This window comes from Protofrankia sp. CiT1 (assembly GCF_917627335.1).
Taxonomy (GTDB): domain Bacteria; phylum Actinomycetota; class Actinomycetes; order Frankiales; family Frankiaceae; genus Protofrankia.
In genome coordinates, this window is sequence record NZ_CAKJTP010000087.1 from 2,382 (window position 1) to 16,904 (window position 14,523).

Annotated in this window: 11 protein-coding genes; 4 read left to right on the plus strand and 7 right to left on the minus strand. The window is 66.8% G+C overall.

Translation table 11 applies throughout. The features are described from left to right. Nucleotides 1–2: 2 nt before the first annotated feature. Nucleotides 3–1,565 carry an MFS transporter gene (locus tag MJ785_RS14400; protein WP_239309302.1) on the minus strand — a complete coding sequence of 521 codons (1,563 nt, stop codon included), beginning with the start codon at nt 1,563–1,565 and terminating at the stop codon, nt 3–5. A gap of 71 nt (nt 1,566–1,636) precedes the next feature. Between MJ785_RS14400 and MJ785_RS14405 the strand changes: the two genes are divergently transcribed. From MJ785_RS14405 to MJ785_RS14415, 3 genes are all read left to right on the plus strand, one after another. Further along, the gene (locus MJ785_RS14405; protein WP_239346490.1) at nt 1,637–2,269 is read left to right on the plus strand and encodes a TetR/AcrR family transcriptional regulator; all 633 of its coding nucleotides are present in this window, start codon (nt 1,637–1,639) and stop codon (nt 2,267–2,269) included. A gap of 231 nt (nt 2,270–2,500) precedes the next feature. Further along, nucleotides 2,501–3,280, plus strand: coding sequence for an ABC transporter ATP-binding protein (locus MJ785_RS14410; protein WP_239376989.1), 780 nt, complete (start codon nt 2,501–2,503; stop codon nt 3,278–3,280). After that, nucleotides 3,277–4,125 (plus strand): ABC transporter permease, encoded by an 849-nt coding sequence (locus MJ785_RS14415; RefSeq protein ID WP_370652731.1) that lies wholly within the window; start codon nt 3,277–3,279, stop codon nt 4,123–4,125. The genes MJ785_RS14410 and MJ785_RS14415 overlap by 4 nt, the downstream gene beginning before the upstream one ends. Nucleotides 4,126–4,178: 53 nt before the next feature. On the opposite strand, the gene MJ785_RS14420 is transcribed toward MJ785_RS14415, so the two are convergent. The 5 genes from MJ785_RS14420 to MJ785_RS14440 form a co-directional block, all read right to left on the minus strand. After that, on the minus strand, nt 4,179–5,009 hold the full coding sequence (locus MJ785_RS14420; RefSeq protein ID WP_239309327.1) for a helix-turn-helix transcriptional regulator: 831 nt from the start codon (nt 5,007–5,009) through the stop codon (nt 4,179–4,181). A 93-nt stretch (nt 5,010–5,102) separates the two neighbouring features. After that, the gene (locus MJ785_RS14425) at nt 5,103–5,882 is read right to left on the minus strand and encodes an SAM-dependent methyltransferase (protein ID WP_239309296.1); all 780 of its coding nucleotides are present in this window, start codon (nt 5,880–5,882) and stop codon (nt 5,103–5,105) included. A 101-nt stretch (nt 5,883–5,983) separates the two neighbouring features. Further along, the gene (locus MJ785_RS14430; protein ID WP_239381313.1) at nt 5,984–7,117 is read right to left on the minus strand and encodes a hypothetical protein; all 1,134 of its coding nucleotides are present in this window, start codon (nt 7,115–7,117) and stop codon (nt 5,984–5,986) included. A gap of 414 nt (nt 7,118–7,531) precedes the next feature. Continuing rightward, nucleotides 7,532–9,751 (minus strand): NADP-dependent isocitrate dehydrogenase, encoded by a 2,220-nt coding sequence (locus MJ785_RS14435; RefSeq protein ID WP_239381309.1) that lies wholly within the window; start codon nt 9,749–9,751, stop codon nt 7,532–7,534. A gap of 845 nt (nt 9,752–10,596) precedes the next feature. After that, nucleotides 10,597–11,523 (minus strand): DivIVA domain-containing protein, encoded by a 927-nt coding sequence (locus MJ785_RS14440; RefSeq protein WP_239381311.1) that lies wholly within the window; start codon nt 11,521–11,523, stop codon nt 10,597–10,599. 504 nt (nt 11,524–12,027) lie between these two features. Between MJ785_RS14440 and MJ785_RS14445 the strand changes: the two genes are divergently transcribed. Continuing rightward, nucleotides 12,028–12,483 carry a hypothetical protein gene (locus tag MJ785_RS14445; protein WP_239309290.1) on the plus strand — a complete coding sequence of 152 codons (456 nt, stop codon included), beginning with the start codon at nt 12,028–12,030 and terminating at the stop codon, nt 12,481–12,483. Nucleotides 12,484–12,848: 365 nt separating this feature from the next. Here MJ785_RS14445 and MJ785_RS14450 read toward each other — a convergent pair whose 3' ends face one another. After that, nucleotides 12,849–14,345, minus strand: a complete 1,497-nt coding sequence (locus tag MJ785_RS14450; protein ID WP_239346484.1) for a transposase — start codon at nt 14,343–14,345, stop codon at nt 12,849–12,851. Between the last annotated feature and the right edge of the window lie 178 nt (nt 14,346–14,523).

Below are 14,523 nucleotides of genomic sequence, written 5' to 3' on the forward strand. Positions count from 1 at the left end.
TCTCAACCGGCCAGCGCCGGCTCAGCGTCGGACGAGACGGTTCGACCGGGCCGCGGTACGCCCATGTCGCGACGGCCGGGCAACGCCAGGCCGCCGAGCGCGCCGAGCCAGCACACGCCAGCGGCGACCAGGCAGGCGATGTGCAGGCCGCTCATGAATGACGCGTTGACATCGGCGACAAGTTGTTGGCTGACCGCCGGCGCGGCGTGGGTGGCTGTCGCGATCGCCGCGCCGACGGAGTCGCGGGCGGCGCCGGCGACCTGCGCTGGCAACGCGGCGACGCTCGTACCGGCGAGCTGGTGGACGTAGATCGAGGTGAAGACGCTGCCGATGACGGCGACACCGAGCGTGCCGCCGGCCTCCCGGGTGGCGTCGTTGACAGCGGACCCGATACCGGCCTTCGCCGCCGGCAGCACGGACAGGATCGACTCGGTGGCCGGTGCGGTGGTCAGGCCGAGACCAGCACCCATGATCAGCATCTGTGCGGCGATCCGCAGGTAGGACTCGTAGGTCGCGGACACCGCGATCCAGGCGAACGCCGTGCCGAACAGCGTCAGCCCGGTGACGACAATGACGCGGGTGCCGAGGCGGCCGGCCAGCCACGCGCCGAGCACCGATCCGGCCGCAATGGTCAGGGCCACCGGCAGGATCCGCACACCGGTCGAGACGGTGCCGTAGCCGCGGATGAACTGGAAGTACTGTGTGATCAGGAAGATGAACCCGAAAAGCGCGAAGAACGCGACGGTCACCGCGCCGCTCGCGGCCGAGAAGGCCGGCGTACGGAACAGGCTCACATCAAGCATCGGGTTCGCCCGGCGCCGTTCAACAGTGATGAACAGGGCGACGATGATCGCCGTTGCGGTGAAACCGGCGATCGTCCAGAACGACGTCCAGCCGCGGTGCGGCGCCTCGATGATCGTGTAGACGAGGAGCCCGATGCCGGCCGACGAGGTGACCAGACCGGGCAGGTCCAGCCGGGCCGCGCCGGGGTCGCTGGACTCGGGCACGAGCACGACGGCGAGGGCCGCCGCGGCCAGCGCGACCGGGACGAGGGCGAGGAAGACGCCGCCCCACCAGAAGTGAGCGAGCAGCAGCCCACCCGTGACGGGACCGACGGCGACCCCGAGGCCGGTGACCGCACCCCACACGCCGATTGCCTTGGCGCGCTCGGCGCGGTCCGGGTAGGCGTTCGTGATGACCGACAGTGTCGTCGGGTAGATGAGCGCGGCGAACGCGCCCATGACGAAACGCACCGCGACCAGCGCACCGGCCCCGGTACACACCGCCCCGACCGCGCTCGCGACGGCGAAGCCGGCGAGCCCGCCGATCAGCACCGGGCGACGGCCGAAGCGGTCGCCGATCGACCCGGCGGTGAGCACGAGCGCGGCAAAGGCCAGGTTGTACCCGTCGACGATCCACTGCAGATCGCGGGTGGTCGCGCCGAGCTGACGGGCCAGCTCGGGCAGGGCGACGTTGACGATCGTGGTGTCGAGGTTGATCGCGAACACGGCGAGGCAGACGGTCGCGAGAAGCGCGAGCCGACGGCGGGAGCGCGGGGAAGCCATCGAGAGCACATCTCCTAAAGTTGACAGCGGCAACATTGACGAGCGTGCCACCCAAAGTGGACACTGTCAACATGTTGGCTGCCATCCCCCCACGCCCCTATCACCACGGCCAGTTGCGGGAGGCGCTCGTCAACGCCGGTGTCGCACTGGCCCGAGCCGATGGCCCCGAAGCCGTGGTGCTACGGGCGGCAACCCGCGCCGCCGGCGTCTCGCACAACGCGGCGTACCGGCACTTCGCCGACCGGGACGAGCTGCTGCGCGCCGTCTGCGAACGCTGCATGAGCCAGCTGGCGCTGCTCATGGAGCAACGGATCGACGCGCTGCCCAGCGACACCGACCCGATGGTGACCGCCTGGGCCCGGCTCGACGCGCTCGGGCGGGCCTACGTGGAGTTCGCCACCACCGAACCCGGCTGGTTCCAGACGGCGTTCGCCGTGCCTCGTACCACGCGCGCCTTCGCGGCGGGCGAGGGAACAGGCGCCAGCGGGCTCGGCCCGTATGAGCTGCTCGGTAGCCGGCTCGACGAGCTGGTTGAGACCGGCGCGATCCCACCCGAACGCCGCCCCGGGGCCGAGTACGCCGCCTGGTCAGCCGTACACGGTTTGTCGACACTGCTCAACGACGGGCCGCTGCGTGACCTCCCCGATGCCGAGCGCGAACGCGCCTTGGGCGCCGTCCTCGACGTCGTCGCCCGCGGCCTGTGAGGGCCGGCACGGCCAGCGGCGGGCACCTGCGCCATGGCAGCCGCTTTCCCACGGCCACCCGACCACGCCGTCACCGTTCCGGTGGATATGCCTACCAGGAGTACGGCGGACGCGGCCACGGTGCGATCAAACCGGTACGATTAATCATTTTCCAATTTTCAGCCAAGGGACCTGACGTGGCGAACAAAGGCGGATCCTCCACATGTGCGCGCCACTGGGCCGGAGATCAGGATGAAACAGACAAAAAGGCAGGCGTCGTCGCCGGGGCCAGCCCCGGTAGGTACCGCATTGTCGTTCCGGGGGGTGGGGAAGACATTCCCGGACGGTACCCGGGCATTGCGGGAGGTGTCTTTTACGGTACGTGATACCGAGATCGTGGCGGTGGTCGGGCCCTCGGGCTCGGGCAAGTCCACGCTGCTGCGCATCGCGTCGGGCCTCACGGAAGCGTCGTCCGGATCGGTGGCGGTCGGCTCGGCCGTCCCCGGCTACGTCTTCCAGGACCCCACCCTGCTGCCATGGCGGACAGTCGAGGCGAACATCGGCCTCCTCGCCGAACTCGACGGCGTGGCGAAGGAGGAACGTCGGCGCCTGGTTGCCGACGCCATCGCGCTGACCGGGCTGGCGGGCTTCGAGCGGCACCGCCCGAAGGCATTGTCCGGTGGGATGCGCATGCGGGTCTCGCTCGCCCGCGCGCTCACCATGCGTCCGTCGTTGTTCCTGTTCGACGAACCGTTCGGCGCGCTCGACGAGATCACTCGGGAACGTCTCGGGGACGAGTTACTGCGGCTGTACACACGGGAACGTTTCGCCGGCCTGTTCGTCACGCATTCGGCGGCGGAGGCGGTCCTGCTCGCCACGAGAGTGGTCGTTCTCTCCGCTCGGCCAGGCCGCGTGCTGGCCCAGATCGAGGTGCCCTTCGACTACCCGAGGCAGAGCGGGCTGCGGTTCGACACGGAGTTCACCCGGACCGCGCAGGCCGTTTCCGAGGCTCTGCGGGAGTCGTTCGCGTGACCGCCGACAACGCCCCCCTGCCGGTGGCCCGGCCGCTGCCGCGGGTGTTCTCCCGCCTGGCCGGCGCGGCGCGGACGGCACTGCCGCCGTTCGCCGTCCTGTGTGTGGTGGTCGGGGCCTGGTACCTGGTGAGTTATGCCCTCTTCGCCCCGCGCCGACGTTTCCTGCTACCACCGCCACATCAGGTGGTGCTGGACGGATTTCTCGACTGGGCCACGTTCCACGAGATTCTTTCCGCGCTGGAGGCAACCGCGAAGGTCGCCGTCGTCGGCCTCGTGATCGCGTCAGCGCTGGGGATGACCTTCGCGGTCCTGATGAACCAGGCACGTTGGGTCGAGCGTTCGTTCTATCCCTGGGCGGTGCTGCTGCAGACCATTCCGATCCTGGCGGTTGTTCCGCTGATCGGCTTCTGGTTCGGGTACGGCTTCTGGCCCAGGACCATTGTGTGTGTCCTGATCGCGCTTTTCCCAATCATTACGAACACGCTGTTCGGCCTCCGTTCGGCGGATACCGGCCAGCACGACCTGTTCACGTTGCGGCAAGCCAGCCGGTGGCGGCGGCTTATCTGGCTGGAGTTTCCCGGCGCTCTTCCCGCCGTCTTCACCGGGCTACGTATCTCCGCGGGCCTGTCGGTGATCGGCGCGATCGTGGGCGACTTCTTCTTCCGCCAGGGGGAACCAGGGATCGGCCGGCTCATCGACGGCTACACGCGGAGCCTGGAGTCCGGGCCACTGTTTGCCGCGATCATCGTTTCCGCCCTTTTTGGTTTCGTTGTTTTCTGCTTGTTCGGCCTGGTGGCTCACCTGGTCGTCGGGCCCTGGTACGAGTCGGGGCAACGCCGGTGAGGTAATATCGCCCGCCGGGAGACAATGCCGTCGGAGAAGCCGGCCCCCCGTCCTCACATCTCGGCGATGACCCTGGCCAGAAAATCGGCGGCCTGGTCGGGCGCTGTACTGTCGATGCCGAGCCGGTTCATGGCCTCCGAATAGCGGTACACGTCCGATGGCTTGTCCAGGTAGAGCGCATTCGTAAGATACTCGGAATAGACCACATCGGACAGATCCGGTTCGGCGAAACGCAAAATGCTGAAGGCGCCACCTTCCGCGACATGGCCGCCGAAGGCAAAGGGCATCACCTGGACGATGATGTTCGGCCGCTTGGAAACCGCGATCAGCCGTTCCAGCTGGGCGCGCATCACCGCGGGCTGGCCGATCGGGCGCCGCAGAGCCGCCTCGTCCAGCACGGCCCACAGCCGGGGCGGATCCGGGCGGTCCAGTATCCTCTGCCGGCTCATCCGCATGTCGACCCGGCGTTCGACGTCCTTGACCGAAACAGCGCCCGGACCATCGCTTTGGGTAATGACGGTACGGGCGTAGTCCTCGGTCTGGAGCAGGCCTGGGATGAACTGGACCTCATAGGTCCGGATCAATGTCGCGGCGGTCTCCAGACCCAGGTAAAGCTCGAACCAGTTCGGCAGGACATCGGCGGAGGCGTTCCACCAGCCCGGCTGGGTGGACTGCCGGGACAGCTCAAGCAGCGGTGCCCGATCCGCCTCAGCGGTGACGCCGTAGAGGGTGAGCAGGTCGGCTACATCACGCTCCTTGAAGCCAACCCGCCCCAGCTCCAACCTGCTGATCTTCGATTCGGAGCTGCGGATCTCGTACCCGGCGGCCTTGCGGCTGATGCCTCGGGCCTCCCGAAGACGGCGCAGCTGAATGCCGAGCAGCATCCGGCCCACGGCCGACCCCCGGTCCGGATGCCCCGTCACTGTGCTCCCCGTGTGTGCTCAGTACCTGAGCATGATATTGATCCCCAACGGTACTCAGAGCTTACGCGCGACACCGCAGAACGCATCCAGTGCAGCGGGAGCGCTTCCCGGAGCGGGCCGCCAAAGAGAGGTCGAGACCACACCGGGCTCGAGCAGTTCGAGTCCGTCGAAGAACCGGACGATCTCTTCAACGCTGCGGTTGTAGTACCCGTGCCCATCGGGGCCTTCGCTGAGGGCCCGGACGGCCTCGTCAAGGACCACGCCATCCCCCAGAGTCAGGTAGCTGCCCGATGGCACCTCGTCGAGAAGCCGTCGCACAATCGCGTACGCCTCGTCGACGTCCGCGACATTCCCCATGATTCCTATCAGCATGAGCCCCACCGGCCGGGTGAAATCCAGGATTTCGGCGGCACCGGCGAGGATCTTCTCAGGATCATGGACGTCGGCATCGATGTAAGCGGTGGCGCCCTCGCTGGTACCGACCAGTAGAGCACGAGCGTGGAGCAGCACGAGCGGGTCGTTGTCGACATAGACGACACGCGCGTCCGGGGCGATCCGCTGGGCGATCTCGTGGGTGTTCTCCATGGTGGGCAGGCCTGTACCGATGTCGAGGAACTGGCGAATGCCTGCCTCACCGGCCAGGTGGGTGACGGCACGGCGGAGGAAGGCCCGGCCCACGCGGGCGATCTCGACAATCTCCGGATACATCTCGAAGTACCGGTCCCCGTACTCACGGTCAACTTCGAAATAGTCCTTACCGCCCAACCAGTAGTTCCAGACCCGGGCCGAGTGCGGCTTGGTGATGTCAAAAGTGGGGGGCGGGTAGTCGCTCATGAAAGTGACTCCATCTCCGGGACGGTCGGTGGCGTCGCGCGGGGTGGCCGTGAGCTTCGAATGTCGCTGCGGCGCATGGCGGCCGCAGGCTCCAGAGCTCGCTACTTCAGGGAGATCGACCTGTCCAGGAAGTCATTGGTCACCAGATCCGCCGGTCTCAGCCCCGGTTTGGGCTTGGTGCCCCTGGCCTCGAAGACCGGCGCCAGCCGGTCGATGAGCCGCTGGACACGGGCGGTGTCAAAGCTGCCCAGCACCCCGTCAGTCCCGTTGGCGACCAGCCCGAGTTCTTTCAGCTTCGTGTCGGCATCCGCGAGCAGACCGGGCGAAAGAGTGAAGCCGCTGGTGTCCAGCGAACCGACGACCGTGAGCAGGAGCTGGTTGGTCGGACCAGGGTCGGCAATATAGTCACGTTGTGCCCGTTGGAACAACGGCACGAGTTTGGCCAGGCAGGCACGGTTGGCCGCCAGCTTGTCCGGCCGGACGGAGAGCTGGGCCCGGTACACCGGGTACTCGTCATGGAGGAGCAGGTATCTCACTGGCTTGTCCCACGCCTTGACATCGTGTTCAAGCTGGTATGGCTCGTAGGTCACGAACCCCTGCTGCGCAATCTTGCCGTCGGTGGCGACAAACCGGTCAGGGGTGCCTTGGTAGGAGGTGTCGACCTGCGACCTGTTCAGTAGCCCCTCCCGGATGAAAACATCCGGGTAAACAGTCCCGCTCTCGCTGGCCAGCACCGTCACCCCCGCCCGGTGGATATCGGCGACGCTGGCGAAGTTCCAGTCCGGATTCCCCCACAGAAGAACCTGCGGGTTCTTCTCATAGATCGAGAAGACCGCCACTGTCGGCGCCTTTCCCGAGTTCTGGATCGCCTCGTCCGTGCCGACGTCGCCGACCAGGATGCTGTCGTCCTGAGCGAGCAGGGAGGACGTCGGCTGGAAGCCGACCGCCGGGCCACCAGCCCGGATCTCGAACGTGACGCCGGTAGCGCCGAGCGGGCCGGTGATCCGGTTCTTGTTCCTGTCGATCACCGGGTTCGGCCCGAGGAGCTGGTAGGCGAACCCGTAGTCCGCACCCGGCCACCACGGCTCCTGGAAAACCACGGTGTCCGGGCAGATCCCCTTCAGCGGCGTGCCGTATCGGGACGCGGCCGTTGATCCGGCACCGGATCCAGCGTTGGCCGAAGCCCGCGCGGCTGGTTCACTTCCCCCGCTGGAGCATGCGGCCAACATCAACATCAACGCGACGGCATACCCACGCATGGTTACGGAAGGGCGACGGAACCCTGATATGCGCACAAGAACGGATGCTCTCAGACCGCGCGCATCACCGCTATAGCGGGATCGGGTTACGGTCGGCATTTTTCCCGTCGGAGATGCCCTGTAGTGCCGAGCGCGCTGGGAGCACGTTCGAGACGAGAGGCACACAGGTTTTCCCGGTCAGGCACGAAGCGCCCTGCCTGCACCGCGCCGTCAGACCCTGGACAGCCTGCTACCGCGCATGGTCACGAGAGCGGTGGCACACGGCCTCTCCGCCGCCCCAGCGGGGAACAACCGGCTCGCCAGCTCGCCAGCCAAGGATGTGAATCCCATGTTCCTGGGTCACCAGGGAACAACATCGAACTCACATCCTTCGGCACTACCGCGAGCTGCTCAGCCGAGGGCCGCGATGGCCTCGTTGAAGCTCTTCGACGGACGCATGATGGCCGCGGCCATGGTAGCGACGGGCTGGTAGTAACCCCCGATGTCGGCCGGCGAGCCCTGAACCGCGAGCAGCTCGTCGACGATGGTCCGCTCCTGCGCGGTGAGCGTCTTGGCCAGGCCGGCGAACGCCTCCGCGAGACGGGCGTCATCGGTCTGTGCGGCCAGCTCCTGCGCCCAGTAAAGCGCCAGGTAGAAGTGGCTGCCGCGGTTGTCGATGCCGCCCAGGCGGCGGCTGGGCGACTTGTCCTCGTTGAGGAAGGTGGCGGTCGCGCGGTCGAGGGTGTCGGCGAGCACCTGAGCGCGTGCGTTGCCCGTCGTCTGCGCGAGGTGCTCGAAGCTGACCGCCAGCGCGAGGAACTCGCCCAGGCTGTCCCAGCGCAGGTAGTTCTCCTTGAGCAGCTGCTGGACATGCTTGGGCGCGGAGCCGCCGGCGCCCGTCTCGAACAGGCCGCCGCCGTTCATGAGCGGGACGACCGAGAGCATCTTGGCGCTCGTGCCAAGCTCCAGGATCGGGAACAGGTCGGTCAGGTAGTCACGCAGCACGTTGCCGGTGACCGAAATCGTGTTCTCGCCTCGACGGATCCGCTCCAGGGAGAACGCGATCGCGCCCGTCGGCGCCATGATCTCAATCTGAAGTCCCCGGGTATCGTGCTCAGGCAGGTAGGCCCTGACTTTCTCGATCAGTTTCGCGTCATGCGCACGGTTCTCATCGAGCCAGAACACCGCCGGGTCGCCGGTGGCGCGGGCACGGGTGACGGCGAGCTTCACCCAGTCCCTGATCGGCGCGTCCTTGGTCTGGCACAGACGGACGATGTCGCCAGCGCCAACCACCTGCTCCAAGAGCACGGTGCCGGCCGCGTTGACGGCCCGTACCGTGCCCGCGGTGGGAATCTCGAAGGTCTTGTCGTGGCTGCCGTACTCCTCGGCCTGCTGTGCCATCAGGCCGACGTTGGACACCGAGCCCATCGTCGCGGGGTCGAAGGCGCCGTTCGCCCGGCAGTCATCGATGACAACCTGGTAGATGCCGGCATAGCTGCTGTCGGGAAGAACCGCGAGGGTGTCCGCCTCCTGGCCGTCTGGACCCCACATGTGACCGGAGGTACGGATCATAGCCGGCATGGAGGCGTCCACGATGACATCGCTGGGCACATGCAGGTTGGTGATGCCGCGGTCGGAGTCGACCATCGCCAGAGCGGGGCCGTCGGCCAGCTCGGCGGCGAAGGAAGCCTTGATTCCTTCGCCTTCGGGCAGGGGTTCCAGGCCCTTGAGGATGCCACCGAGCCCGTCGTTCGGAGTCAGCCCTGCCGCGGCAAGCGTCTCACCGTGGGCGGCGAAGGTCCGCGGGAAAAAGGCCCGCACCACGTGGCCGAAAATGATCGGGTCGGAAACCTTCATCATCGTGGCCTTCAGGTGTACGGAGAACAACACGCCCTCGGCCTTGGCACGGGCGATCTGCGCCACCAGGAACTCACGCAGCGCGGCCACGCGCATGACGGAGGCGTCCACGACCTCGCCCGCCAGCACCGGTATGGACTCACGCAGGACGATGACAGCGCCGTCCTCACCCACCAGCTCGATGCGCAGCGAGCCGGCTTCGGTGATGACTGTGGACTTCTCCGTGGCACGGAAGTCGTCAGCGCCCATGGTGGCAACGTTCGTCTTCGAATCGGAGCGCCACGCGCCCATCCGGTGCGGGTGGGTCCTAGCGTAGCTTTTCACCGACGCGGGAGCACGGCGGTCGGAGTTGCCCTCGCGTAGCGCCGGGTTGACGGCGCTGCCCTTGACCTTGTCGTAACGGACGCGGATCTCCCGCTCCTCGTCGGTCTTCGGGTCATCCGGGTAGTCCGGCAGCGCGTAGCCCTGCCGCCGCAGCTCAGCGACCGCCGCCTTCAGCTGCGGCATCGAAGCCGAGATGTTCGGCAGCTTGATGATGTTCGCCTCAGGCGTCTTGGCCAGCCCGCTGAGCTCGGCGAGCGCGTCGTCGACACGCTGGGCCTCCGTGAGATACTCGGGGAAGCTGGCGATGATCCGCCCTGCCAGGGAGATATCGCGGCTTTCGACTCTGACACCGGCCACCTGGGCGTATGCCTGGACCACAGGCAGGAACGAGTACGTCGCCAGGGCCGGGGCCTCGTCAGTGTGTGTATAGATGATGGTCGAATCAGTCACCGATACTCCGCTTCGTGTCTACTTCGTCTCGCTATCATGGTATGTTCCGCTCGCCTCTATACCCTGATAACGGATACGGGTGTGTACTGGTGGTCACCGGCGTGCCGACAAGCCGACGAGCATCGGCTTCGGACGTCGGCTCGGAGCCTCCACCTGGGCATGCCGCTGCGCTCCTTGATTCCTGCCACACCGACGGGGTCCACGTCCCCGCAACCGTATGTGTCGGACTGATCGCATAATATTGACCGATCGGACAATCGGTTGGGACGTTAATAGCAAGTTCTGTCTGCTGGTGTGGGCTGACAGCCACGCCGATGACCACACTGGCCGTCGGCCTGTACACGGTGGCCCTGCTGTGGCTCCCCCGGGGATGCGTCATCGCCAGTGATGGGGGGCTCCGTCACCGACGCGACCGACGCGACCAAACTGATCGATTGCGGGCAGGCGGCCAGGCACATGGAGTCAACCAACGTCGCCCTCACTCGCCTGCGGGTACGTCCGGGCAGCCCGGACCTCCTCACGTCGCTGGCCGGTCACCCGATGCGGGCTGGCTTTCACGATACGAGGGAGCAACGCAACGGTAACGAACGCTCAGGCGTGTCGGTGACACGTCGCCAGGTAGCTCCGATGGCCAGCGACCCGCGGGAAGGGATGCACGGTTCGCCCCGGTCGCCTTGCCCGGCTAGTGGTCGGCGCTGGAAGTCCTTCGGGGGTTGTCGGATGCCAGGTGGATGCGTCGCGAGGCGGAGGAGGCCCCGGTAGCGGTGTTCTACCGGGGCCGACGACAACGAAGCGAGGCGCCGGCTGGCGCCGGCAGGCCCTGGATGAACTTCCGGCGCCGACCACTAGAAACCCCGCATTCCGCAGGCATCCTGACGGGCCGGCTCCAGGTCAGGAGCGGGAGTATCGAACCAGCTGCTGTCTGCTCCGGACAACAGCGTGCCGGCGGCCAGCGACGAGACGGGCTGGTGGGCTGACGGGAAAGTCAGCGCGGCGACCGGGGCGGGCATCGGCTGCGCGGCGATGCTGATCCCAGGCGGAAGCGGCGGTGGGGATCCGGTGCCCGGGTCGATCGGCGTGCCCGCCATGGCGTCGATAGCCGGCCGCGTCGGTATCCCGTCCAGATCGCGCAGCTGGATCTCCAGGTAGGAGCCCAGCCGGGCACGGTAGTCACGTTCGAAGGCCAACAATTGCTCAACCTGGTCTTCCAACCGGCGCTTGTCGTCGGCAAGGCCTCCGAGCTGCTCGGCAACGTACGCGCGGGCCTCATTGACAATGCGCTCCGCGTCGGCATGGGCGTCCCGGCGGGCACGCTCGCACGCGTCACGGGCCTGCTGCGACAGCTCGTCGGCGGTGCGCTGCGCCAGCATGAGGGTCTGGGTGACACGCCGCTCGATCTCGCTGTCCAGCTGGGAGCCTGGGACGTGGGCCGCGGCCTGGGCGGCGGCCGGCTGGGCGGCGGCCAGCCGGGGAGCGGGAGGTTCACCTGCCGAGGCCTGAGTCACCTGAGCGCTCCGCTGCTGTGCCTCCTCCAGCTGCCTGCGCAGTTGCTGGTTTTCCTGCAGCAGCTGTGCGGGAACGGCGGAACTGCCGCCGCCAGCGCGGCGGGCCTCGTCGAGCTGCCTGCGTAAGTCGGTGTTCTCGTCCAGGAGTCTCGTGAGTTCGTCCTCGACATCGTCGAGGAAGGAGTCGACCTCGTCCTCCTTGTAGCCGGTGCGGAACCGGGTCGGGCTGAATACCTTGTTCTGTACGTCCCACGGGGACAGAGCCATGTCGCCTCCTCATGACGCGGCATCGGCCGCTTCCCCGAATACCAGCGCCGCCCGCACGGTCATCAGGACCGCCACGGGTCAGGCACCCTTCCCGCGGCTGCATAACGGGTCGTGGTGTCCCGGTGAGGACGGGAGCGCTGCTGCTACGGGGGGGGAGCGGCATGCCCCGCACGCCTCACCGGGACAGTTCTGACCGTAACGGGCTTCCACTCGGCCCGGCACCCCCACCTGGACACCCCCACCTGGACGGCGGCGGGCTCACGGCGATGGTGATACCGCCGGCATTTCCCGTAGCTCCAAACGGAGATATCCGTCTGGAGCTGGCGGTGGCTCGCTTGCGGCGAGGCTGGCGTACGCACGAAGTCAGGACTTGTTCCCCGCCTGGTTCTTTGTCATCATCGTCAGATCGTCAGATCGGAGTCCACTGAAAGGACTTGAGAACGCGCGCGGCCACCACCGAACAAATTGCGGAAATCGAGGCACCCGCCACGGAGGAGAAACAAAATGAGCGAAAAAATGTGCACGTCCTGCGGCACATTAATACAGGACAAAAATGATCAATACTGCTCGCGTGAGTGCGGGAGAGCCGGCCATGGCGGCTCGACACCCGTTGCATATCTTGATTTCCTGGAGAAGGAAAACGACAAAAATGATGTGATAGCCACGCTTGTCCAGCTGTCAAAAAAGTCGGGCTGGCAACGCCTCGAAGCATCCATCGACAAGGATGGAAAAATCGGCGGATACTGCATGCTGCCACTCAGCGGGGAGAAAATAAACACGGCCGCGGCACGCCGGAGTGGAAAATACCCGAACGTCATCGGCCCCCTTGTGAATCTGCTCATCCGATCCGGATGGAAACGACTGGAGATCCGCCGGGAACCGGGATACGCTCCCGGCGGCTTCTGTGAGCAGGCGGACGGCAGTCCCGTGTATATCCTGGCCACGCACCTACAGCCGTGACCCGCTGCTTGCCGCCGGCATGGGTGGCCGCTCGAAGGCATCCTCGGCCCCCGCCCTCGCGGCGGCTACGCGGACAGCCCGCGGGCCCAAGGGCCGCGGCGGCGATGTCCGGCTACGGCCGGACAGCCCCCAACCGGCTCCCGGCATTGCCGCGGCCATCACGATCGACGGTCGATCCGTTCCCCTCCTCCCCTCCTGTGGGCCGGACTCGGTCCGCCACCGACGAGGCGTACTCCATAGCGATCATCCCCTAGGCCGGTAGGCCGGACGGGCACATCCCTTGACGCGTTCCGGGTGGCATCGATCATCCCTTGCGCCGGCGGGCCGAACGGGTCATGAACTGACCTGTAGCACGCAGCATGTGATCATCCCTGCTGCCGGTGGGCCGAGCCCTCTCCGGTCTGGGTTATGGTGCGGGGGGATGCCTGCGCATCACTGCACTGGGGTGACCCACCAGTCGGTGGGCCTTCCCGCATCGACGTGCCCCGCGTCACCGTCCGAACTGGACGGATCGGTCTCACGGGCGCTCCACGGGCGTTTTCTGTCTCCCCCCTATCGGAGGCGACAGCGAACCGGGCAATGGCGCGCGCGGTGTTCACGTCACGATCCATCGACAGTCCGCAGGCGGTACAGTGGAACACCCGCTCGGACAAGGCCAGCGTGGTTTTTGCCGTACCACAGGCCGAGCAGGTCTTATTCGATGGATATCCATAGTCGACAATGGAAATCCTACTGCCATACCAGACGGTCTTGTAATCGAGCTGCCGGCGCACCTCGCTGGGAGAGATGTCGCGGAGCACCCGGTTGAGAGCCCGTCTGGGCCGGCGGCCCGCCCCGGCTTTGCTGCCGGTCCCCCGAGCCGGGTGGGTCATGCCGGCGGCCTGCAGGTCCGGCACTGCCACCATCGCCCAGCCGGTCGCGAGGCGTTTCGTCAGGCGATGCATATCCGTCGACCGGCGGGCCGCTTCCAGGTGCTGCAGGCGTGCCAGCCGGCGCTGTGCCTTCCCGCGTCGCCGGGAGCCCTTCATCGTCCGGGCGACGGTGCGGAACGCCTTCGCAAGCGCGCGGGCATGCCGGGCTTGCGCCCGGTGGGTGAAGAGCCGCTCGCCCGTGGACAGGGTGACAGGAGAGCGGGGCCCGAGGTCGATCCCGACCGTGCCAGCGGCCCGCTGGGCACGGTTCGGCGCTGGCAGCGCAATCCACTCACGGACCAGCACGCTCGCGTACCAGCGATGTGCCCCCCGCGAGACCGTCACCGACTGGATGACACCAGATCTGCGATCGAGCGCGCGCATCAGCCGTTTCAGGCTGTCGTGGGTACGGACCTCACCGATCCGCGGCAGCAACAGCCGCCGGGTGGTGACCGGTCGGATCGTCGGTCTCCTCACGTCATGGTGCAGCCGGAAACTATCCCGTGAACGGCCCTTCTTCTTGAAGCGGGGGCAGCCGACCCGGCGTCCCCTACGCCGGCCCGCCAACGAGTCCAGCCATGCCTTCCATGCCATGTCCGCGTCGAGGAATGCTGACTGAAAGGCATATGTCGAAACGACGTGCCACCACGGGCATACGCCCGCGACACCCTGCCGATCATCGCCCTTGACCTTGTTGAGCGCCTTCTGAATAGCCGGCTTGGTAGGCGTGGGAACCCTGGCCTGCCGGCGGGCGTCTTCCTCGGACGCGCCCGCCGCCACCAATGCGGCAACCGTGCCCTTCCACTGCTCCCGTGCCGCCATCTTCACGGCGAGCGCATGATTGAACGCCCATCGCGCGGCACCCGCATGCTGAGCGAGTGTCAATTCCTGGGTTGGATTGGGATCAAGAGTGACACGGTAAGCACGCAGGATCTCGACGGGCTCAGTCACCTTAGGACTCCGCACGGGCTGGTGGCCTCACACCTACAGCCTGTCCTAGAAGCGACATGTCGGATAGCTCCAAACGGAGGTCTCGCTAAGGAGGTCTCCGGGCAGAGACGGCGAACAGCCCCAGAACCGGACACACTGCCGATATCGGGGGCTGGACCCGGCTGGTGAACGCCGCTAT

Excerpts from the sequence above, each read along its gene's own strand:
- MJ785_RS14400 (WP_239309302.1), bottom strand. The coding sequence starts at position 1,565 with ATGGCTTCCCCGCGCTCCCGCCGTCGGCTCGCGCTTCTCGCGACCGTC.
- MJ785_RS14405 (WP_239346490.1), top strand. The coding sequence starts at position 1,637 with ATGTTGGCTGCCATCCCCCCACGCCCCTATCACCACGGCCAGTTGCGG.
- MJ785_RS14410 (WP_239376989.1), top strand. The coding sequence starts at position 2,501 with ATGAAACAGACAAAAAGGCAGGCGTCGTCGCCGGGGCCAGCCCCGGTA.
- MJ785_RS14420 (WP_239309327.1), bottom strand. The coding sequence starts at position 5,009 with ATGCTGCTCGGCATTCAGCTGCGCCGTCTTCGGGAGGCCCGAGGCATC.
- MJ785_RS14425 (WP_239309296.1), bottom strand. The coding sequence starts at position 5,882 with ATGAGCGACTACCCGCCCCCCACTTTTGACATCACCAAGCCGCACTCG.
- MJ785_RS14430 (WP_239381313.1), bottom strand. The coding sequence starts at position 7,117 with ATGTTGATGTTGGCCGCATGCTCCAGCGGGGGAAGTGAACCAGCCGCG.
- MJ785_RS14440 (WP_239381311.1), bottom strand. The coding sequence starts at position 11,523 with ATGGCTCTGTCCCCGTGGGACGTACAGAACAAGGTATTCAGCCCGACC.
- MJ785_RS14445 (WP_239309290.1), top strand. The coding sequence starts at position 12,028 with ATGAGCGAAAAAATGTGCACGTCCTGCGGCACATTAATACAGGACAAA.